This is a genomic window from Aquitalea sp. S1-19 (genome assembly GCF_024343515.1).
Genome location: NZ_RJTZ01000054.1, coordinates 1 through 21,269, shown reverse-complemented (window position 1 = coordinate 21,269; position 21,269 = coordinate 1). Strand labels below are relative to the sequence as shown.

At 60.5% G+C, this 21,269-nt stretch carries 20 protein-coding genes, 1 tRNA gene and 1 pseudogene; 11 read left to right on the top strand and 11 right to left on the bottom strand.

Annotation, left to right across the window (positions count from 1 at the left end):
- A partial coding sequence (locus EGI20_RS09750; protein ID WP_498631312.1) for a Clp protease N-terminal domain-containing protein occupies positions 1–1,510 on the bottom strand: 1,510 nt, incomplete at its 3' end.
- Positions 1,511–1,643: 133 nt separating this feature from the next.
- Here EGI20_RS09750 and EGI20_RS09745 point away from each other — a divergent pair.
- Positions 1,644–2,129 (top strand): hypothetical protein, encoded by a 486-nt coding sequence (locus tag EGI20_RS09745; protein WP_498631311.1) that lies wholly within the window; start codon positions 1,644–1,646, stop codon positions 2,127–2,129.
- Positions 2,130–2,261: 132 nt separating this feature from the next.
- On the opposite strand, the gene EGI20_RS09740 is transcribed toward EGI20_RS09745, so the two are convergent.
- Entirely contained in the window at positions 2,262–3,245 is a 984-nt protein-coding gene (locus EGI20_RS09740) for a serine/threonine protein kinase (RefSeq protein WP_498631310.1), read from the bottom strand.
- A 119-nt stretch (positions 3,246–3,364) separates the two neighbouring features.
- Between EGI20_RS09740 and EGI20_RS09735 the strand changes: the two genes are divergently transcribed.
- Positions 3,365–3,604, top strand: a complete 240-nt coding sequence (locus EGI20_RS09735; protein WP_498631309.1) for a hypothetical protein — start codon at positions 3,365–3,367, stop codon at positions 3,602–3,604.
- A gap of 3 nt (positions 3,605–3,607) precedes the next feature.
- On the top strand, positions 3,608–5,002 hold the full coding sequence (gene selA / locus EGI20_RS09730; protein ID WP_498631308.1) for an L-seryl-tRNA(Sec) selenium transferase: 1,395 nt from the start codon (positions 3,608–3,610) through the stop codon (positions 5,000–5,002).
- A gap of 92 nt (positions 5,003–5,094) precedes the next feature.
- Here the strand turns inward: selA and EGI20_RS09725 are convergent, their stop codons facing one another.
- Positions 5,095–6,174 (bottom strand): sensor domain-containing diguanylate cyclase, encoded by a 1,080-nt coding sequence (locus EGI20_RS09725; protein WP_498631307.1) that lies wholly within the window; start codon positions 6,172–6,174, stop codon positions 5,095–5,097.
- An 89-nt stretch (positions 6,175–6,263) separates the two neighbouring features.
- Between EGI20_RS09725 and EGI20_RS09720 the strand changes: the two genes are divergently transcribed.
- Complete coding sequence (locus EGI20_RS09720) at positions 6,264–7,415, top strand: S-methyl thiohydantoin desulfurase domain-containing protein (protein WP_498631306.1); 1,152 nt, start codon at positions 6,264–6,266, stop codon at positions 7,413–7,415.
- A 90-nt stretch (positions 7,416–7,505) separates the two neighbouring features.
- On the opposite strand, the gene EGI20_RS09715 is transcribed toward EGI20_RS09720, so the two are convergent.
- Positions 7,506–8,498: a DUF2860 family protein gene (locus tag EGI20_RS09715; RefSeq protein ID WP_498631305.1), complete on the bottom strand. Its 993-nt coding sequence runs from the start codon at positions 8,496–8,498 to the stop codon at positions 7,506–7,508.
- A gap of 248 nt (positions 8,499–8,746) precedes the next feature.
- Between EGI20_RS09715 and EGI20_RS09710 the strand changes: the two genes are divergently transcribed.
- The 6 genes from EGI20_RS09710 (at position 8,747) to EGI20_RS09685 (ending at position 14,474) form a co-directional block, all read left to right on the top strand.
- Entirely contained in the window at positions 8,747–9,652 is a 906-nt protein-coding gene (locus EGI20_RS09710; RefSeq protein WP_498631304.1) for a cation diffusion facilitator family transporter, read from the top strand.
- A gap of 55 nt (positions 9,653–9,707) precedes the next feature.
- Positions 9,708–11,567 carry a selenocysteine-specific translation elongation factor gene (gene selB / locus EGI20_RS09705; RefSeq protein WP_498631303.1) on the top strand — a complete coding sequence of 620 codons (1,860 nt, stop codon included), beginning with the start codon at positions 9,708–9,710 and terminating at the stop codon, positions 11,565–11,567.
- 46 nt (positions 11,568–11,613) lie between these two features.
- Positions 11,614–11,708: transfer RNA gene (locus EGI20_RS09700), tRNA-Sec, on the top strand.
- Between the two features lie 86 nt (positions 11,709–11,794).
- Complete coding sequence (locus EGI20_RS09695; protein WP_498631302.1) at positions 11,795–12,538, top strand: (Fe-S)-binding protein; 744 nt, start codon at positions 11,795–11,797, stop codon at positions 12,536–12,538.
- Entirely contained in the window at positions 12,535–13,914 is a 1,380-nt protein-coding gene (locus EGI20_RS09690; RefSeq protein WP_498631301.1) for a lactate utilization protein B, read from the top strand. The genes EGI20_RS09695 and EGI20_RS09690 overlap by 4 nt, the downstream gene beginning before the upstream one ends.
- Entirely contained in the window at positions 13,911–14,474 is a 564-nt protein-coding gene (locus tag EGI20_RS09685; RefSeq protein WP_498631300.1) for a LutC/YkgG family protein, read from the top strand. Before EGI20_RS09690 ends, EGI20_RS09685 begins: the two co-directional genes overlap by 4 nt.
- Before the next feature lie 63 nt (positions 14,475–14,537).
- Here the strand turns inward: EGI20_RS09685 and rplI are convergent, their stop codons facing one another.
- From rplI to EGI20_RS09650, 7 genes are all read right to left on the bottom strand, one after another.
- On the bottom strand, positions 14,538–14,987 hold the full coding sequence (rplI, locus tag EGI20_RS09680; RefSeq protein ID WP_124735653.1) for a 50S ribosomal protein L9: 450 nt from the start codon (positions 14,985–14,987) through the stop codon (positions 14,538–14,540).
- 21 nt (positions 14,988–15,008) lie between these two features.
- The gene (gene rpsR / locus EGI20_RS09675) at positions 15,009–15,236 is read right to left on the bottom strand and encodes a 30S ribosomal protein S18 (protein ID WP_124735654.1); all 228 of its coding nucleotides are present in this window, start codon (positions 15,234–15,236) and stop codon (positions 15,009–15,011) included.
- A 4-nt stretch (positions 15,237–15,240) separates the two neighbouring features.
- Positions 15,241–15,540 carry a primosomal replication protein N gene (gene priB / locus EGI20_RS09670; RefSeq protein ID WP_124735655.1) on the bottom strand — a complete coding sequence of 100 codons (300 nt, stop codon included), beginning with the start codon at positions 15,538–15,540 and terminating at the stop codon, positions 15,241–15,243.
- Positions 15,541–15,554: 14 nt separating this feature from the next.
- The gene (gene rpsF, locus EGI20_RS09665; RefSeq protein WP_124735656.1) at positions 15,555–15,929 is read right to left on the bottom strand and encodes a 30S ribosomal protein S6; all 375 of its coding nucleotides are present in this window, start codon (positions 15,927–15,929) and stop codon (positions 15,555–15,557) included.
- A gap of 118 nt (positions 15,930–16,047) precedes the next feature.
- On the bottom strand, positions 16,048–16,257 hold the full coding sequence (locus tag EGI20_RS09660; protein WP_124735657.1) for a heavy-metal-associated domain-containing protein: 210 nt from the start codon (positions 16,255–16,257) through the stop codon (positions 16,048–16,050).
- 12 nt (positions 16,258–16,269) lie between these two features.
- The gene (gene rlmB / locus EGI20_RS09655; protein WP_160796763.1) at positions 16,270–17,016 is read right to left on the bottom strand and encodes a 23S rRNA (guanosine(2251)-2'-O)-methyltransferase RlmB; all 747 of its coding nucleotides are present in this window, start codon (positions 17,014–17,016) and stop codon (positions 16,270–16,272) included.
- A 13-nt stretch (positions 17,017–17,029) separates the two neighbouring features.
- Positions 17,030–20,311 carry a bifunctional diguanylate cyclase/phosphodiesterase gene (locus EGI20_RS09650; RefSeq protein WP_498631299.1) on the bottom strand — a complete coding sequence of 1,094 codons (3,282 nt, stop codon included), beginning with the start codon at positions 20,309–20,311 and terminating at the stop codon, positions 17,030–17,032.
- Between the two features lie 107 nt (positions 20,312–20,418).
- Between EGI20_RS09650 and EGI20_RS09645 the strand changes: the two are divergent.
- A pseudogene (locus EGI20_RS09645) lies at positions 20,419–21,269 on the top strand (transcription-repair coupling factor); the annotation flags it as partial.

The window sequence follows — 21,269 nt, the reverse complement described above, 5'->3', positions numbered from 1 at the left end:
CGTATTGCAGCTCGGCCAGCTTCTGCCAGTCGCCCTTGCGCTTCAGCTCTTCCATCTCGTTTTTGAGTTTGTCGATTTCTTCCTTGATGCTCTGGCTGCCCTGCTGCGAGGCTTTCTCTGCCTTCCAGATCTCCTCCAGATCGGAATAATCCTTGGACAGGCGCGCAATCTCCTCTTCAATCAGCGCCAGACGGCGCTGCGAAGCCTCATCGCTCTCGCGCTTGACCGCCTCGCGCTCGATCTTAAGCTGGATCAGGCGTCTATCCATCTTGTCCATTTCTTCCGGTTTGGAGTCCAGCTCCATCTTGATCCGGCTGGCCGCCTCGTCAATCAGGTCGATCGCCTTGTCCGGCAAGAAGCGGTCAGTGAGATAGCGGTGCGACAACTCCGCCGCCGCCACAATGGCCGGATCGGTAATATCGACCCCGTGGTGGATTTCGTATTTCTCTTTCAAGCCGCGCAAGATGGCGATGGTGTCTTCCACGCTAGGCTCGTCCACCAGCACCTTCTGGAAACGGCGCTCCAGTGCGGCATCTTTCTCTATGTATTTGCGGTATTCGTCCAGCGTAGTCGCGCCCATGCAGTGCAGCTCGCCACGCGCCAGCGCGGGCTTGAGCATATTGCCGGCATCCATCGCGCCCTCGGCCTTGCCCGCGCCGACCAGCGTGTGGATCTCGTCGATAAAGACAATGGTGTTGCCTTCATCTTTGGCCAGATCGGTCAGCACCGCTTTTAGCCGCTCTTCAAATTCGCCGCGGAACTTGGCACCGGCGAGCAGACTGGCCAGATCCAGCACCAAAAGTTTCTTGCCGCGCAGGCTGTCCGGCACCTCGCCATTGACGATACGCTGCGCCAGACCTTCCACAATGGCGGTCTTGCCCACCCCCGGTTCACCGATCAGCACCGGATTATTCTTGGTCCGGCGCAGCAAGACCTGAATCGCACGGCGGATTTCGTCATCACGGCCGATAACCGGGTCCAGCTTGCCGGCGCGCGCACGCTCGGTCAGATCCAGCGTGTATTTCTTCAGCGCCTCGCGCTGCCCTTCCGCCTCCTGGCTTGCCACATTCTCGCCACCGCGCAGCGCCGAAATCGCCGCATTCACCGCCGCCGGCGTCGCACCATATTGCTTGAGCAGCTTGCCGGTTTCACCCTTGTCTTCCAGCAGCGCCAGCAAGAACATCTCGCTGGCAATATATTCGTCACCACGCTGCATCGCGGCCTTGTCGGTCAGGTTGAGCAGCTTGTTCAGGTCGCGCGATACCGTAATCTCGCCATCGCTGCCTTGCACCTTGGGCAGCCGCTCCAGCGCCTGCTGCAAGCCTGTCTTCAGCCCCATTGCATTCACGCCGGCGCGTGAAAGCAAGCCGGACATGCCGCCATCACTATCCTCCAGCATGGCCAGCAACAGATGTTGCGGCTCGATATACGCATTGTCGCCCGCCAGCGCCAGACTTTGCGCATCGGCCAGCGATTGCTGGAACTTGGTCGTCAGTTTGTCAAATCGCATCATGCTCTCCTGGGTGGATCTTATTGACTAGCAGGTGGGAATAAGCCTTTAAATTTCAAGCGGATAATTCGCCAAGGCATCATCTATGCTGACAAGCATGTCGTGCAACACACGTATCCACAGGGCAAACCCGATGAAACCCACCAGCCTGAATTTCATCCTGCCACTATGGCTGGTTTCCGCGCCACTTGCCGCCGAACCGGCACTGCTGATTTTCGGCGCTTCCCACCATGGCAGCTGCGACAGGCAACGCTACCAGTGCGATCTGCATGACTTCAATCCCGGGCGTGGGCTGGAGTGGGGCTTTGAGCAGATGCTGGCAGGCGGACATACGCTGGCCCGAGCCGGCGCATATCGGGACTCATACGCCAAAACAGCCGCCTTTGCCGCAGGTGGCTGGCGCCGGGTATGGCCGCTTGGCGGTGACTGGGAGGCCGGCATAGTCTTGCTGGGTGGCTATCTGCACGGCTCCGGCATCAACGGTCTGATGGTCATGCCCCTGTTCACCGTGGGCACACCCAGGCTTGCGCTGGAGGTCGGCTATATACCCAAAATCAAGGTGGGCGGTTATCAAGGCCAGGTCAGTGCCACCACCTTCAACCTGCGCTATGCCTTTTAGCCCGAACATGGTGCGCCCTGATGCCTGAGCTACAAGATAAAAGACCCGCCCGGCCATCATGGCTGGGCGGGTCTTGCAATAAGCTGCGGCTTTGCCTTACTTGACTCACTCATGCTTCGCTAATGCGACCATCTATACCGGCCACAGCGGCGGCTCGGACAGCAGAGCCACTTGCTCACGCAAGGTGAGAATCTGCTCTTCCCAGTAGCGCTGGGTATTGAACCAGGAAAACGCGGTATGAAATGCAGGGTCGTCCACGCGGCGCGCCAGCCATGCCGAGTAGTGCAGCAGGCGCAAGGTGCGCAGCGCCTCGATCAGATGCAGTTCGCGGCTGTCGAATTCGCAAAAATCTTCGTAGCCAGCCAGAACATCGGCCAGCTGCCGGCTCTGTTCGGCGCGCTCACCAGATAGTAGCATCCACAAATCTTGCACTGCCGGTGCCATGCGGCTGTCGTCCAGATCAACAAAATGCGGGCCGGCGTCTGTCCACATCAGGTTGCCGGCGTGACAGTCACCATGCACGCGTATCATCGCCACCTGCCCGGCGCGCGCATACGCCGCCTCGATGCCTTGCAGGCACTGCTCGGCCACCGTGCGCCACGGCGTCAGCAGCTCAGCCGGCAGCAGGGTGCTATGCAGCAGAAAATCCACCGGCTCGTGACCGAAGCTGTTTGCATCCAGCGCCGGGCGCTCCACATACGGCGCAATCGCACCCACCGCATGGATGCGACCAAGAAAACGCCCCATCCACTCCAGCACCTCGGGGTCACCCAGCTCGGGCGTGCGCCCGCCACGGCGCTCGAACAGGGCAAAATCAAAGCCCTGCCACGACAGCAGGCTCTGGCCATCAAACAGCAGCGGCGGCACCACAGGCAGCTCGCGTTCGGCCAGCTCCAGCGAAAACGCATGTTCTTCCAGCGTCTGCGCCCGGCTCCAGCGCCCGGGGCGGTAGAATTTGGCGATCAAGGGCGGCGCGTCCTCGATACCGATCTGATAGACGCGGTTCTCGTAGCTATTAAGCGCCATCAGGCTGCCGCTGGCACGCAGGCCTGTGCTCTCGACCGCGTCGAGGATGAAGTCCGGCGTCAGCCGGGAAAACGGGTGCAAGGTATCCATGCGCCGATTATACGCGAGCCCCCGTCTAGCCATGCGCAAGACTGGACAGCAAGGCGCCGGCACTGCATCCTCGACCCTTTACCGTCAAGACTTCCCTGCCCGACTTCATGCATACGGACATGCCACACCCCAAGCCCCGCTTCAATCTGGGCAGCTTTATGCGTTCAGGCTGGCGGTTGATGCAAAACCGCCCATTACGCGTACGCGCCGCGCGCCGCCTTGCACTTCGCCCCTTGCGCGAAAAGCTATGGACACTGACGCTGGCACCGCTACTCTGGCTGTTCTTTCATGCCGCACTCGCCTTTTTGATCATTCTTTTCCTGTTGATGCCGGTTTTCTGGCTCATCGATCTGAGCTGACCCATGGATACTCGTACTTTCTACGCGGCCTTACCCGGCATGGACCGCCTGCTTTCCAGCGCTGAATGTGCGCCACTGGCCAAGCGGCACGGCCGCCATGCACTAGCCCAGTGCGCACGCGCCCAACTGGATGCCGCCCGCACCCATATCGCGGCACATGCCGCCTTGCCCGACTGGGCCAGCTCGCAAGCCAGGCTCGCCGCCCATATCGCAAGCAAGCTGGAAGCCCGGCAACAAGTGGCGCTGCGCCCGGTATTCAACCTGACCGGCACCGTGCTGCACACCAACTTGGGGCGCGCAATCCAGGCCGAAGCGGCGGTGGCAGCAGTGAGCGCCGCCATGCGCGGTGCGGTCACGCTGGAATACGATCTGGACGGCGCCGGCCGCGGCCACCGCGACACGGCGGTGAGCGAACTGATCCGCGAGCTGACCGGCGCCGAGGCGGCGTGCGTGGTCAACAATAATGCGGCGGCAGTGCTGATCACCCTGTCGGCGCTGGGCGCCGGGCGCGAGGTGATCGTATCGCGCGGCGAGCTGGTCGAGATCGGTGGTGCATTTCGCATGCCGGACGTGATGCGTCAGGCCGGCTGCATCCTGGCCGAAGTCGGTGCCACCAACCGCACCCATTTGAAGGACTACGCCGCGGCCATCGGCGCCCAGACCGCGCTATTGATGAAGGTGCACACCAGCAATTACGCGATCGAAGGGTTTACCAAGAGTGTCAGTGAAGCCGAACTGGTGCCGCTGGCGCGCGAACATGGCCTGCCCGTGGTTACCGACCTGGGCGCCGGCGCACTGATCGATCTTGCCGCATACGGCCTGCCGGCCGAGCCGATGCCGCAGGCGATGCTGGCTGCTGGCGTCGATATCGTCACCTTCTCCGGCGACAAACTGTTGGGCGGACCTCAGGCCGGCATTATCGCCGGCAGCAAGGCACTGATCGACCGTATCCAGGCACACCCGCTCAAGCGCGCACTGCGCTGCGACAAGCTGACACTGGCCGCGCTGGAAGCGACTCTGCGCCTGTATCTGCAACCCGATCTGCTGCGGGACAAACTGCCGACGCTGCGCCTGCTCACCCGCACGCCACACGCCATCCGCGAAGCCGCCCAGCGCCTGCAGCCTGTGGTGCAGGCAGCAGCGGGTGCGGGTTTTGAAGTGAAGATAGAAGACTGTGCATCGCAAATCGGCAGCGGTTCGCTACCGGTAGACCGGCTGCCAAGCGTCGCGCTGACGCTTACCCCGCGCGACGGCAAGGGCGGCACGCTGCTGGCGCTTAGCAATACCTGGCGCACACTGCCGCACCCGGTGATAGGCCGCATCGGCGACGGGCGGCTATGGCTGGACCTGCGTTGCCTGGAAGACGAAGCCGCCTTTAGCGCCAACTTCTCCTCTTAAAGCGCCGATGGGCGCAACAAACAGCGGCCCGGCAAGCGTCGCCTGCCGGGCCGGTGGAAAGGGTATCGACTCAAAACGATGCCCATGAGAACTCAGGCCGTACTCACGTCCCTCGCTGCGCCATTTGCGCCAACCTGCTCATGTTCGCTAGCGGATTGCCGGTAACCATCGCGCCCGCCCGCCTTGGCCTGCAATAGCGCGAGGTCGGCGCGGTGCAGCAGGGCCTCCAGACTATAGTCATCTGGCGAGCGCTCGGCGACGCCCACGCTGATCGAGCAGGGAATGCGCTCATCCTGCCAAATAAACGCGTACGAACGGATCTCCTCGCACACCTGCTGGGCAAACCAGCATGCCTTGGCAAGCTGCTGCTGGGGCAGGACAACGGCGAACTCCTCGCCGCCACAACGCCCGACAAGATTGGTGCGACCAAACACTGCCTGCAACCGCGCCCCTACTAGGCGCAACACCCCATCCCCTGCGGCATGCCCCCAACGGTCGTTGATACGCTTGAAGTGGTCGATATCCAGCATCAGCACCGATAACGGCTCATCACGCTCGAGCGCCTGCCGGAATGCGTCCCGGCCCTGCTCGAAGAAATGCGCACGCGCGAAAACGCCGGTTAACGCGTCGTACATCGCTATCTGGCGCAGGCGGGCGTTGGCCTCTTCCAGTTCGGCGGTACGCATCGCCACCCTGTGCTCCAGCTCTTCGTTGGCGTGACGCAACACTTCCTCTGCCTGATGCAAGGCGGTCACATCGCGGCTGATCCCCAGAATGAACTCTACCCGCCCGTCGGGGCCGTGGGCAGGCACCAGCAATGTCATCCAGTAGTGCACCGCGTCGCTGCCCTCGACCGTCCCGCTTTCCTCGTAGGTCAACGGCCTGCCGGTCGCCACGCATTGCCGGTAGCGCTCGAGCACCGTCTCACGGTAAGGGCCAGCCACCAACTCATGCACCGCGCGCCCCTGCGTTGCCGAGGCCGGCAGGCCAATAAAGGCCTGCTGCGCCGGGTTGCAGTCCGCGAGCACGAAGTCGCCGTCCCTATCGCAAGCGATCAGGAAGACATTGTCCGGAAACTCTTGCCACAGGCTCTCAAACGCGGGAAAGCGACGGCGCAGAACCCGAATCCAGCCGGCAGACGTAGCGGGGGTAGACGAGACAGAAGGCGACACGATGTCCCAAGCATGCTTAAAAGATTTATTTTGCCATCATTCAATGCAAATTGAATGTAATTTCGATAAAAAAACTGGAGGACACAACAATGACACTCAAAACCCTGGGCCCCGCCGAGTTCGAACACCTCGCCATCGGCGCCTGCCTGCTTGGCGGCGGCGGTGGCGGCCCACTGGCCGGCGCGGCCCCGCTACTCGACTATTTACGCGCGCAAAGCCAGCCCGTCACCCTGATCGGCGTCGACGACTTGCCAACTGGCATCGTAGCCGCCGCCGTTGCCGGCATAGGCGCGCCGAATGCCGCGACCCAGTCCGGCGACTTCACCCGCGCCCCGCTGCGAGCATTCCAGCGTTACGCCAGCTTGCTGGCGCAGACTCCGGGTGCAGTACTGCCGGCAGAAGTCGGCACCATGAACAGCCTGATCCCGGCCGTGGTGGCGGCACAAACCGGCCTGCCACTGGTGGATGCCGACAGCGCCGGCCGCGCCCTGCCGACCCTTAACCTCGCCGCGTTCAACCTGGCCACGCCGCCCTCCCCTTTGCTACTGGCCAACCAGCCGGCCGATGGTTCAGACGGCATCAGCATTACCCTGTCAGCTCCCAGCGCCAGCCAGACCGACAGCCTGGTCCGTGCCAACCTGACGGCAACCGATGACAGCGGCTACAGCCTGTTCGGCAGCGTGGGTGCTTTCTCGACCTGGGCACTGACGCCGGCACAACTGTCGGAGGCCTCGGTGATGGGCAGTACCAGTCGCGCCTTGCGCATCGGTGCGGCGCTCAAGCGCGTCCAGCTCGAAGGCGGCGACGCAGTGGCGGCGGTCAGCAAGGCACTGGATGGCCAAGTGGTCATACTGGCCCAGGGCGAGGTCAGCGCAGTCACCGTTAACGAGAGCGGTGGCTTTGACCGCTTGCAGGTTACCCTGACCACGGACGACGGCACCCTTGTGCATGTACTGGCCGTCAACGAGAACCTGATCGCCTATGCCGAAGGTTGCGCCTCCCCGCTGGCAGCGGCGCCGGATACGCTGGCCTGGCTCACCGAAGATGGCCACCCGCTCTCCAACAGCGAGATCCGCCCGGACGCTGCGCTCAAACGCTCGCAACATCTGGGGCGGCGCATCAGCCTGCTGGGCTTACCGGCCGCGCCCATCCTGCGTACGCCGTCACTGGCCGCCGGCTTTGCCGCCGTGCTGGCCCAGCTTGGCTATTTCGGCCAGGCACCATTGCTGCAGGCAAGCTGAGGCGGCTGCAGCAAGCAGCAACTTGTGTGGGAAATAACCATAAAAAAACCGGAGCCCATGGCTCCGGTTTGCGGCTGAACGCAATCGCGATCAGAACTTGTACATCACGCCTGCGCCGATGCGCTTGACTTCGGCATCGTAGAAGTTGATGTCGGAATCGGACTTGCCGTAGGCGGCATTGACGAAGCCGCTTACGTTCTTGTAACCAAACAGCTGGTGACGCAGCAGGTTGGCACCGATCACGAAATCGCTGCTGTCTGCCTTCTTGCCGAACAGCGGGTTGACTGCATCGTACTTCTGCTCGCCCAGATACAGGTTAGCGGTCATGGTGTAGAGACCAACGTTGTAGCCGTAGTCCAGCTTGAAGCCGGTGGAGTCGTTGCTCATGGCGCGACCGTCTAGGTCATGCTTGCCCAGCACGATACCCGGAGCCAGGAAGTGGCCCGGCGCGAATTCCCAATCGTAGGACAGGTTGAAGCGGGTGGTGTTGCCGTTACGGTCCAGCAGGGCTGCCTCTGCGCGGCTCAGATCGGTTCCATTAATGCTGTTCTCGTCATCCAGCTCGACCTTGCGGCGGGTAATGTCGGCGCTGAAGTTGCTGCCCAAGATACCTTCCCAACCCAGACGCATGCCAGTCGACTTGCGCTTGGTCTCTTCGCGCTCGCTGTTCAGTGCATACGGGTTGGCCCATACATCCTTGCTGCCGAAGCCGCTGAATACCAGGCCGGCAGACACGATACCGTTGTTGCCGATTTCCTGGCGCACGCCCAGCTGCTGGGTGTAATCCAGACGCAGTGCATCGTGCACCTGGTTACCCAGTACAAACTGGGTGCGGCTGTCGGCCAGGGTGTAACGCAGGTCCAGCATCAGCAGCGGATCGGTTTCGCCGTGACTGTCCGGCGTGCCACGGTTATCGATACGGCCGTTGTCGTCACCCTTGTACATATTGGAGGAAACTTCGCCGCTTGCCACACCGATGCTGAGCGCACCAGAAAAGCCGTTGGTGGTCGGAATCGGGTTAATGGCGGCCGAAGCAGCGCCGGTCAGCAGCAATGCGGCCGAAGCCAGTGCTATTTTTTTCATACTTGTGTCCCTATTTACGCAAAAATCACTCTGCCCCTTGGCGACAGAGGATTAAAATCAAATTCTTGTTCCGTCCACTCATCAAAGACGGCTAAAGGTTTGACGGATTGTCGCACGAAGATACTACTTGATACCAAAGTGTGTGCATTAGTTCACACCGTGGTGTCTGTCGTCCTTGCCAAGCTTAAGCCAAAATTAATCATTCAATGGCATCATAAAAGTCATTTGAATTAAACAAAAGCATACTTATGCACCTGGAAAAACGTCTGCCGGATCACGATCAAATCGATGAACTGGCACGCTACGCTGCCGCCAAAAAAAGCACGCTGGTCAGCGTCGTCATCAACCTGATCCTGACCGTACTGCAAGTCACGGTCGGCATTTTTGCCCGTTCGCAGGCGCTGGTGGCGGACGGCATCCATTCGCTGTCCGACCTCTTGGCCGATTTTGTCGTGCTGTTTGCCAGCCACCACGGGCGCAAGGGGCCGGATGATGACCACCATTACGGCCATCAACGCTATGAAAATGCGGCATCCCTGGTGCTGGGCCTGCTGTTGCTGGTGGTCGGCATCGGCATGCTCATTTCGGCCGCGTCCAAATTCAACAATCCGGCGTCCATTCCACAGGTGCATGCCATCGCGCTGTGGGTGGCTGTGTTTACCCTGTTCTGCAAGGAAGGTCTGTTCCGCTACATGCTGAACATTGCCAAGCGTGTGCGCTCGACCATGCTGGTGGCCAATGCCTGGCATGCGCGCTCGGATGCCGCCTCGTCGCTGGTGGTGGCGCTTGGCATCGTCGGCAACCTGATGGGCTACCCGCTGCTGGACCCTGCCGCCGCGCTGATTGTCGGTCTGATGATCTGCAAGACTGGCGGCCAGTTTGCCTGGGAGGCGCTGTCCGACCTGATGGATAAGGCCGCCGATGAGGAAGAAGTGGAGAAAATACGCGCAACCTTGCTCGCAACCCCCGGCATTACCGGCCTGCATGACCTGAGAACGCGCAAAATGGGCGACATGATCATGGTCGATGTGCATCTGGAAGTCGACGGCCAGCTTAATGTGCGCGAAGGCCACAATATCGCGCTACAGGCGCGCGCCAGCGTGATGGCCGAACATCCGGTGCTGAATGTAATGACCCACGTCGATCCGGTCTAGCCGAAACAGCGTTCACCCTCTACCATGGGCGGCTTTGCAGCAAGGAAAGCCGCCCATGATCATCGCTACCGCCGGTCACGTTGACCATGGCAAGACTTCGCTATTGCATGCGTTAACCGGCACCAATGCCGACCGCCTGCCCGAAGAAAAACGCCGCGGTATGACGCTGGATCTGGGTTATGCCTTTCTTGAGCACGCCAATGGCACACGCATCGGTTTTGTCGATGTGCCCGGCCACGAGCGCTTCCTGTCCAATATGCTCGCCGGCGTTGGCGGCCTGGATCATGCGCTGCTGGTCGTCGCCTGCGACGACGGCGTGATGGCGCAAACGCGCGAACACCTCGCCATCTTGCGCCTGGCCGGCGTGCCATCGCTCAGCGTGGCCTTAAGCAAAAGCGATCTGGCTACGCCTATGCGTCTCAGTGCACTGCAAGCCGAGATCGAGGTGCTATGCGCTGCCCACCAGCTCCCCCTTGCCGCCGTACTGCCGGTCTCCAGCCATAGCGGCGCTGGAATCGACGCCTTGCGCGGCCATCTGGCCAGCTTACAGCCCGCGGCCCATGCGCCGCACAAGCGCTTTCGTCTGGCGATAGACCGTGCCTTTACCATCAAGGGCAGCGGTCTGGTCGTTAGCGGCACAGCCTTGTCCGGCAGCGTTAGCGTAGGCGACAGCCTTTACCTGAGTTTGGATAAGCGCCGCGTGCGCGTGCGCGCCCTGCATGCACAAGGACAAGCCTGCGACAGCGCCCTAGCCGGCGAGCGCATCGCACTGAATCTGGCCGGCGACATCAGCAAAGACGACATCCGGCGCGGCGACTGGTTATTAAGCCAAGAAGGCCGCAGCAGCACACGCATCAGCGTACAGCTTGAGTTGCTGCCGGACAGCGCACCGCTTAAACACTGGCAGGCGGTACATATCCACCACGGCGCACGCCACACCACCGGCCACCTGGCCCTGTTGGGTGACGATAGCCTCACACCCTGCGCCGAACTGGCGCTGGATGCGCCGCTATATCTGACCGACAACGACAGGCTGATTGTGCGCGATGCCAGCGCCCGCCATACGCTGGCCGGCGCACGCGTACTGGAGCTGTCCCCACCCACCCGCGCCAAGCGCAGTGCCGCACGACTGGCACAGTTGTCGGCACTCTCACAGACTGGCCAGGACGACTGCCGCTGCCTGCAAGTGCTGGCTGCTGCCGGACGCGTCGATCTGGATGCCTTTGCCTGGGCGCGTCAGCGTAGCGATGACGCCAGAGCCCTTGCCGGGCAACTGCAACTGGTGAATATAGGCGCACTCGCCTATTCGCCTGACTACTGGCAAGGCCTCAAGCACACGCTGTTGCAACGGCTGACAGAGCTGCATCTGGCCCAGCCTGACCAGATGGGCGCGGCGCGCTCGCGCCTTAAGCGCCTGGCGTTGCCCAGCGAAGATAGCACAGCGGTCATGCATGCCATCGATCAGCTGCTGCAAGCAGGGCTTCTGTGTGAAACCCGCGGCTGGCTGCACCTGCCGCAGCACAGCCTGGCCTTCACGCCGGCAGAAGATGCGCTATGGCAGCGCATTGCCATGCATCTGGCCGGCGACGATGCGCGCTGGGTGCGCGATCTGGCACAAGACGCAGGCAGCGACGAAGACAGCGTCCGTCCCTTGCTGAAAAAAGCCGCACGTCTGGGCCATGTGATCGCCATCGTGCCCGACCGCTATTACCCGAGCGCACGCATCCACGAGATGGCTCATATCGTGCGCCAGCTGGTCGCCGAACACGGCTTTGCCGATGCCGCCTCGTTTCGCAACCGTATCGGCGCCGGGCGCAAGCTGGCGATCCAGATTCTGGAGTTTTTCGACAAAAGCGGCCTGACCCGGCGTCAGGGCGATTGCCATTTGCTGCGCGATGGCACGCAATTTGGCTAAGCCCATTCGACGCACGCGCCAGGCTCGCTTATAATTGCCCCCTTGCGGAAGATCAACATTCCCGGTGGAATGGCCGGTCTTCAAAACCGGAGGGGGCCGCCAGCGGTCCCGGGCAGGTTCGACTCCTGTGATCTTCCGCCAAGCCCGTCCGGCATAGGGTCAAACCCGATAGCAAACATCTGGATGCTACGCTTTAATTCGCCCATGCCCACATGCCGTGCGAACCCATGAAAATCGGTCTGTTTATCCCCTGTCACGTCAACGCGCTGACACCGCATATAGCCATTGCCACGCTGGAACTGCTGGAAGCCTACGGTCTGGATGTCGACTATCCGATGGCACAAACCTGCTGCGGCCAGCCGCTCTTCAATAATGGCGACCTGAAGGGCGCAACGGCGGCGGCGCAACGCTTCAGCCAGCTGTTTGCCGGCTACGATTATGTCGTATCCCCATCCAGCAGTTGCGTCAGCCACACAGCCTGCCATTACCCGCCACATACACCCGGCTATGCCGCCTTGCAACCGCGCATCTACGAAATCGTCGAATTCCTGCAAGACGTACTCAAAGTCAGCGCGCTGCCCAAGCCGGTGTATTTTCCACACAAGGTCTCTATCCACCAGAGCTGCCACGGACTGCGTCAACGTAACCATGCCACCGCTTCCGAACTGATGCTGCCCTACCAGTCGCGGCTGGAACGCATTCTGGCACTGGTCGATGGCATCACCCTCACCCAGCCGCAGAGGCGTGACGAGTGCTGCGGCTTTGGCGGCACATTCTGCGTGGACGAAGCGGACGTGTCGGTCGCCATGGGTCAGGATCGTATCGCCGGCCATGCCGCGACCGGCGCCGAGTTTATCGTGGGCGCCGAAGCATCGTGCCTGATGCATATGGGCGGCATCCTGCGCCACCAGCACGGCACGCTGCGCACCTTGCACATTGTCGAAATCCTGAACGGAAAGGCCGCGGCATGAAAGACGATAGCGTCAACCACGCCCGCGCCGCACGCGACTTTTTACAAGACCGTGCCCACGCCAGCTGGCACGACTCGGCCATCTGGTGGGTCAGGCACAAGCGCGATGCACAGGCAGCACAACTGCCGGAATGGGAAGGCTTGCGCGAGCTGGCACGCCAGATCAAGGCGCATACGCTGTCGCATCTGGATGTTTACCTGCAGGAATTCGAGGCCAAGGCCCGCGCCAATGGCGTGACGGTACACTGGGCGGCAGATGCCGCCGAACACAACCGCATCGTACACGGCATTCTGGCCGCGCATTCGGTGAAAAAACTGGTCAAATCCAAGTCCATGCTGACCGAGGAGTGCGGCCTCAACCCCTATCTGGAAACGCGCGGCATCGAGGTGATAGACACCGATCTGGGCGAACGCATCGTGCAACTGAGGCACGAGGCGCCCAGCCATATCGTGATGCCGGCCATCCATCTGACAAAAGAGCAAATAGGCGAGCTGTTCCAGCGCGAACTGGGCACAGAGGCCGGCAATAACGACCCGACCTACCTCACCCACGCTGCACGCGCCAATTTGCGCGAGCACTTTCTCAGCGCCGATGCCGGGCTTACCGGCGTCAATTTCGCCATCGCCGAAACCGGCGCGGTGGTGGTGTGCACCAATGAAGGCAATGCCGATCTGGGCGTTGCCTTGCCGCCGCTTCATATCGCCAGCATGGGGCTGGAAAAAGTCATCCCGAGGCTCGAACACCTGTCCGTGTTTACCCGGCTATTGGCACGCTCGGCCATCGGCTCGCCCACCACCACCTATACCTCGCACTTCGAGCGGGCCCGCCCCGGTGGCGAGATGCATATCGTGATCGTCGACAACGGGCGCAGCGACATCCTCGGCCGCGCCGATTTTTACGAATCGCTGCGCTGCATACGCTGTGGCGCCTGCATGAACACCTGCCCGGTGTATCGCAGAAGCTCGGGCTTTAGCTACAGCTACATCATCCCCGGGCCGATAGGCTCGACGCTGGGCCCCAGCCGCGACATCAAAAAGCACGCCAGTATGGCTTTTGCCTGTACCACCTGTGGCTCGTGCAACAATGTGTGCCCGGTCAAGATTCCGCTGGCCGACCAGCTGGTCGCACAGCGCGCCCGCGCCTTTAACGCCGGCGCCATGGCCAGGGGTAAAAAGGGCGGCGTACTGGCACTGCGCACCTTGCTTGGCCACCCCAAGCTCTTCGAGCTGGCCGGTGGTGCCATGCGCAAAATCGTCCCCATCCTGCCCGAACGCCTCAATAGCGCCATCCCTTACAGCCGCCCCGGGCGCGAGTTGCCAATGATGCCGGCACAAAGCTTTAAGCAGTGGTGGCAGCAGAACAGGAAAAAACCATGAGCCGCGATGCCATCCTTGCGCGGATACGCGCCGCCCGTCCGCCAGCCACCACCCTGCCCGACATCCATGCGCTGCCTTTCGTGCAGTACGACGACCGCTACGCGGCATTTGCCGGCCTGATCGCCAACTTAGGCGGGCAGGCGCTGCAACTGGCAGAAAACCAGACCATCAGGCAGGCAGTCGCGGCGCACTTCCCCGCTCACGGCCGTCTGGTCGATTTAACGCAAGCCGGACATGAAGAAGCCGATAGCCCGCACGCCTGGCATGATGTCGATGTCGCGATCGTACCCGGCCAGCTCGCGGTCGCCGAGAATGCGGCGGTATGGGTCAGTACGCCCGGCAACCGTTACCGTTCGCTCTATTTTCTGACGCAAAAGCTGGTGCTGGTCGTGCCACGCACGCAACTGGTCGACACCATGCGCGACGCCTACCGCCACATCAAGATCGAGGAGAACGGCTTTGGCTGCTTTATCTCGGGCTCGTCGCGCACGGCGGATATCGAGCAAAGCCTGGTAATGGGCGCGCACGGCGCCATGGCGGCGCTGGTACTGTTTGTGTAGAAGCAAGACGCAAAAAAGCCGGCTCGTTTGAGCCGGCTTTTTTCGTGCAGCGAGACCTGAAAATCAGGCTTCAGCTACCACGGTGATCACAACGTTCACGACTACGTCGTGATGCAGTGCGATTTCCAGATCGTATTCGCCGATAGCCTTCAGCTGGCCATTAGGCATACGAACTTCGGAACGGATCACAGCCACGCCGGAAGCGGTGATGGCTTCGGCGATGTCGGCGTTGGTCACGGAACCGAACAGACGGCCATCAACACCGGCCTTCTGGGCGATGGTGATGTTGGCGCCTTCCAGCTTCTCGCCACGAACCTTGGCATCGGCCAGGATCTCGGCTTGCTTGGCTTCCAGTTCGGCGCGGCGGGCTTCAAAAGCTGCCAGGTTGGCGGCGTTTGCACGCTTGGCCTTGCCTTGTGGTACCAGGAAGTTACGTGCGTAGCCGTCTTTAACGGTTACAACATCACCCAGGTTACCCAGGTTAGCGACTTTCTCGAGGAGAATGATTTGCATTGTTTATCCTTTCTTCTCGGTTTAGTGCTGGTCGGTGTAAGGCAGGAAAGCCAGGAAACGAGCGCGCTTGACAGCGGTCGTCAGCTGACGCTGATAGCGTGCCTTGGTGCCGGTGATACGGGCTGGGATGATCTTGCCGTTTTCGGCAATGAAATCCTTCAGCAGGTCGGTTGCTTTGTAATCGACATGCTTGATGCCTTCTGCCGTAAAGCGGCAGAACTTCTTGCGCTTGAAGAGTTGACGAGCCATTTTGTTAACCTTTTACAAATTCTGCGGATTCGATATGTAGTACTAACCGGGGGTTGCGCAAGCTGCGCTGACAGAGAAAACCGCTGACGGTCAATTCCTGCCCGGCCACGCGTCCGGCCAATGCCCGACACGCTTCGCCCACCATGACGGACTGGATTTCACAGATCACATCACGCTCGGCCCCCGCTTCGGTCTGCCGTGATTGGTGTCTGAGCCACATTTCCAGCACCGGCACGCCGGCGGGGGTGTATCTCAGGACATCTTCACGTTCAACCGTCGCAGTCAGTACCAGTCTGTTCTGCAAGGTGTTACCTGAAATCAGGCAGCAACCTCGGCTTCAGCAGCCGGCTGGGTTTCCAGCAGGCTCTTGGCCTTTTCATCCTTCATCATCGGGGACGCTTCGGTGATCGCGCTGTCCATTTTGATAGTCAGGTGACGCAGAACGGCATCGTTGAATTTGAAGGCGTGCTCGATTTCAGCCAGGGTTTCAACCTTGCACTCTACGTTCATCAGAACGTAGTGAGCTTTGTGAACTTTCTGGATTGGGTAAGCCAGTTGACGACGACCCCAGTCTTCCAGACGGTGGATCAGGCCTTCGGCGCCCAGGACCATGCCCTTGTAGCGTTCGATCATGGCCGGAACCTGCTCGCTCTGGTCCGGGTGGACGATGAACACGATTTCGTAATGACGCATGTAAACTCCTTGTGGCTGTGAAGCCTTTTGCCATGCGATAGCAAAAGGCAAGGGTTAAAGCCGGCGGATTGTACGCATTTTTGCCGCACATGGCAAATGCACAACCGCCGTTTGCGGATCAGGCTACAACTTCAAAACCGGCGTCGGCAATGGCGTCGATGACTTCTTCACGCGAAGGCAGCGAGCCGTCGTACTCGACTTCGACCCGGCCGCTGGACAAATCGACTGTCACGCCATGCACACCATCGAGCGCTTCGACCGCACGGGTCACCCCGGCGACGCAACCGCCACAGCTCATGCCGGCAACCTGCAAAACCAGTTTTTGCATCTTGCGACTCCTTTATTTTCCGGCCAGCACGCGCTGGCGACGGCTTTCGGACAACACCATACCGGAAGAGACCGATACGTTCAGGCTCTCAACCGTACCAAACATCGGGATGGACACCAGCACATCGCACAGATCCCGCGTCAGGCGGCGCATGCCCTCGCCTTCGTTACCCATCACCCAGGCCAGGGGACCTGAAGCATCAAAGTGGTAAAGGTCGGTTTCGGTTTCCATGGTGGTGCCGGCTATCCATACGCCCATGTCCTTCAGGTCGCGGATGGTTCGCGCCAGATTGGTCACGGTAATATAAGGCACCACTTCGGCCGCGCCACAGGCGACTTTACTGACGGTAGCGTTAATGCCGGCCGAACGATCCTTCGGGGCGATCACCGCATGTACGCCCATGGCGTCGGCAACGCGCAGGCAGGCGCCCAGATTATGCGGGTCGGTCACGCCGTCGAGGATCAGCAATAGCGGCGGCTCGCTGATATGGTCCAACACATCGTCCAGATCCACATAATTGCGGCTGGCATCGATCACGGCGGCCACGCCCTGATGGCGGGCATTGCCGGTCATGCTGTCCATGCGCGCCTTGTCGACGATGTGCAGCTTGACGTTTTCGGCACCGGCCTTGTCCAGAACTTCTTTGGTGCGCGCATCCTGACGGCCGCCGGCCACATAAATTTCAATCAGGCTTTTCGGGTTCTGCCACAGGCGGGCATTCACCGCGTGAAAGCCATGGATAAGTTTGCGGTTGCTCACCTGATGTCACTCCCTACAAAACGGCGCATTCTACTCCGGCTCGCGCCCTGACCGCCACGGCATGGCGTGAAAAAAACGCATCCAGCTCGGCAACCGGCAGCGGGCGACTGTAATAATAGCCTTGCAGGATATTGCAGCCGTTACGGCACAGAAAATCTCCTTGCTCGGCGGTTTCTACGCCTTCGGCGATCACGGTATAACGCAGCTTGCGCGCCATGGCGATAATCGCTTGGGCAATGGCGCCACTGTCATCATCTCCCGGCAAGCCCTCGACAAAAGAGCGGTCTATTTTCAGGTAGTCCAGCGGGAAACGCTTAAGCATGGACAAGGAAGAATAGCCGGTGCCGAAATCATCAATCGACAGTTTTACGCCCAGCATTTTAAGCTGATTCAGGATGCGAACCGCTTCTTCCGGCCTTTGCATCAGCATGCTCTCGGTGATTTCCAGCTCCAGACGCTCAGCATCGATAGCAGCCCCCTCCAGCGCGGCATCCACCACCGCCAGCAAATTACCCTGCTCCAGCTGGCGTGGCGACAAATTGACGGCCACCCGCGGCACGATCTGCCCGGCCTCATCCCAGCGCGCCAGCTGGCGGCACGCCTCTTGCAACACCCAGGCACCGATCGGCTTGATCAGGCCGGTTTCCTCGGCCAGCGGAATGAAACGGGCCGGCGACACCAGCCCCAGCTGCGGATGACGCCAGCGGATCAGGGTTTCAACGCCAACCAGTTGCAGGGTATTGCTATCCACCTGCGGCTGGTAGTGCAACTCGAATTCGTTCCTTTCCAACGCCTGACGCAAGGCGTTTTCCAGCAGCAAGCGTTCAACCGACTGCGTATTCATATCGGCATCGAAGAACTGCCAGGTATTCTTGCCCCGCTCTTTGGCGCGATGCATGGCGGCATCGGCATTTTTCAGCAAGGTATGCGCATCCTCGCCATCATGCGGATACAGGCTGATACCGATACTGCCGGTCACAAATAAGACCTGCCCCTCGGCCTGCAAAGGTTTAGCCAGCTCGGCCTGCACTTCTTCTGCAATCCGGCCCAACTGCTCCAAGCCCTCGTATTCCTCGACGATCAGGGTAAATTCATCGCCCCCCAAACGCGCGACCATGCCATAACGTCCGGACACATAGGTCAGACGGCGGGAAATCTCACACAAGATATCGTCGCCGGTGCGATGACCAAATGAATCATTAATCAGCTTGAAACGGTCAATATCGATATACATCAGCGCCAGACGAAAGCCATCATCGCCCCCCCCACCCAGCGCCGTATCCAGATGGCCGATCAGGTGCGAACGATTGGGCAAGGTGGTCAGCGGATCGTGATTGGCCAGAAAGTGCAGGCGTTCTTCAGCCTGCTTGCGCTCGGTGATATCAGCAAAGACCCCTACATAATTAAGCATCCCGCCATCGCCATCCCGCACAGCCGAAATGGTCAGTTCGGCCGGATACCATTCGCCGCTCTTGCGGCGATCATACATTTCGCCTTGCCAGTGTCCGCTGCGCGCCAGATCCTCACGCAAGCCGCCATTTACATCCAGATCACGCAGCATGCGCGAGCAGCGCCCTACCGCCTCCTGCCGACTGTAGCCGGTGATGCGGCTGAAAGCCTCGTTGACGGTAACTATCACACCTGCGGCATCCGCAATCAGGATGCCTTCCGCCGAGTTTTCGAACACCTTGGCAGCCAGGCGCAACTCGCCCTGTGCCGCCACACGATCGGTCACATTGATCGCCACGCCTATAAAGGCCATGCGTCCACCGTACTCGATCAGCCGGCTATGGACTTCTATATCAATGGCTGAGCCATTTTTATGCTTCAAGCGGGTTGGAAAACACAAAATTTCCAGATTGGCCTGCTGCCGGTGAAGAATCTGCTGGTTAATGCGCTCAATTTCATCCTCAACCAGCATCGAGTCCAGAGGCACATTCTGCAATTCATCCGCGCTGTAGCCCCCCATCTGGGCCAGCGTCGGGTTCACATAGATCAGCAGGCCATCTTGCTGGATAAAAATACCCACCAGCGACTGCTCAACAACGGCACGGTACTTCTCCATGCTCTCGCGCTTCTGCTTCTCCTCCTGATAGCGCAAGCTGATATCCGACCCTATGGTGCCGATCCCGGCCGGATGGCCATGACTATCAAACAATGGGAACTGGCTCACCAGCAAGGTCAACTCCTGCCCGGCCACAAGCATGGTCGCCTCGGCTTCGCACGGCATCAGACTAGCCATCACCCGCTCGCCCAAGGCGTTAAGCTTATCCGCCTGCTCTGCCGGAAACAGCTCTTCCGGCGTTTTGCCTATCATCAGTTCGGGGCTAGAGCCGACCAGATGTGCGCAAGCCTTGTTAACCATCAGGTAACGACCCTGCATATCCTTGAACGCAATAATATTCGGGCTTTGATCAATCAGTGTCCCGACACGGGAACGGAAATCCTTGAGCGCTTTGTCTTTCAGACGCCGCCCCTCCACAGCCACCGTCAAGGCCAGGGCCGAGGCGAAACACAACATCTGCACAAACAAAAGCGAGAGCGCACGGAGTTGCGGCTCGAAAGAGGAAATAAAGCCTGCATCGCTTGCAGATGGCAAGATGCAAGCCAATAGGCCGACAACAGCAGGGCCGGCGATGCCAAAACGGCTGCCTGCCCACAAAAACAGCGGGAAATACAGCAACTCCAGCGGAAAAAATACGGCATGTGCCGTACTGAAAAAGCTCCAGAGTACTAACTGCACCCCCACAATCAGCGTCAAATCCAGCAAGGCTCGCACGCTGGGAAGACGCTGGTAGGCAAAGCTGGCAAGCATGGAGAACACCAGTGCAGCCTGCCCCCATTGCAACAGGCCATTGAGCAACAATGCCTGATGAAACCCGTCACGCCACCATGCCAATGCCAGCAAAGGCAGAACAGCCGACAAGGCGGGAAGTAAGAACAGGCTCAATACCAGCGGCAGCAACTCGTCAGCAGAACCCAAGGTATAACGGCGCAAGCGCAAGACAAGCTGCAGGCTCGCCATGGCAAGCATCAAGGAAGCACACCACAGTAGCGCATCGGCCAGCGGCAAACGCCATAGCGAAAGCAAGGGCAGCCATCCCAGGCACCACCAGAATCCCAAACCGCACCCGGGTCTATCCTGCTGCCGGACAAGCAGCAGATAAATAAGCGCACCATGCACCAGCCACTGCGCAGCACCTGCGGCAAGCCCGGCCCCGCCTTGCCACAGACCGCTCAAGGCCAGCAGCACCGCAGCGCCGATTCCGGCATTCAGCTTGAAACGTGCGCCCACACATCCCCCTTATTATTTATGCGTCTTACCCACCAGAAGCCCATATGCAGCTGCCCCTTTGACATATCAGGCTTATAATAAACACTTACCCTTGAATGTATAGCTTTATGTCATTAAAAGCCCTGCCAAGTGCGCCGGCTGCCGGCCAGAAAACCCGCATCGCCGCCTTGCCGCAAAGTGCCGATTCGGCCTGGATCGCGGCACAAGCGCGTCCCGGTCAGTGTCTGCTGGTACTGTGCGCATCGGCACAAGCCGCCCAGCGCCTGAAAACCGAGATTGCCTTTTTTGCGCCGGCCATCCGCGTCGCCTTGCTGCCGGACTGGGAAACACTACCCTACGACCATTTTTCACCGCATGCGGATCTGGTGTCCGAACGGCTGGCCACGCTATGGCAAATACGCCACAAGGCGTGTGAGGTGGTGATTGCACCGGTGGCCACGGCCATGGCGCGTCTGGCGCCGCCGTCCTTTCTGGCCGCCCATACCTTCTTCCTCAAGACCGGGCAGAAGCTGGACGGCGAAGAGTTGCGCACCGATCTGGTGGCCGGCGGCTACCAGCATATGTCGCAGGTCATGGCGCCGGGCGAGTTTTCGATACGCGGCGGGCTGATCGACCTCTACCCCATGGGCAGCGCCCTGCCGCTACGCATCGATTTGTTCGATGACGAAATCGAAACCATCAAGACCTTCGACCCGGACACGCAGCGCACGCTCTATCCGCTGCCCGAGGTGCATATGCTGCCAGCGCGCGAATATCCGAGCGACGACGCCGGCGTCACCGCGTTCCGCCAGCACTGGCGCGAGCGCATGGAAGGCGACCCCAGCCGCAGCCGCATTTACCGCGATGTCTCGGCCGGTGCCTGGCCAGCCGGCATCGAGTATTACCTGCCGCTATTTTTTGCCGAAACCGCCACCCTGTTCGACTACTTCAGCCAGCCGCCGCTGGCCGTACTGCTGGA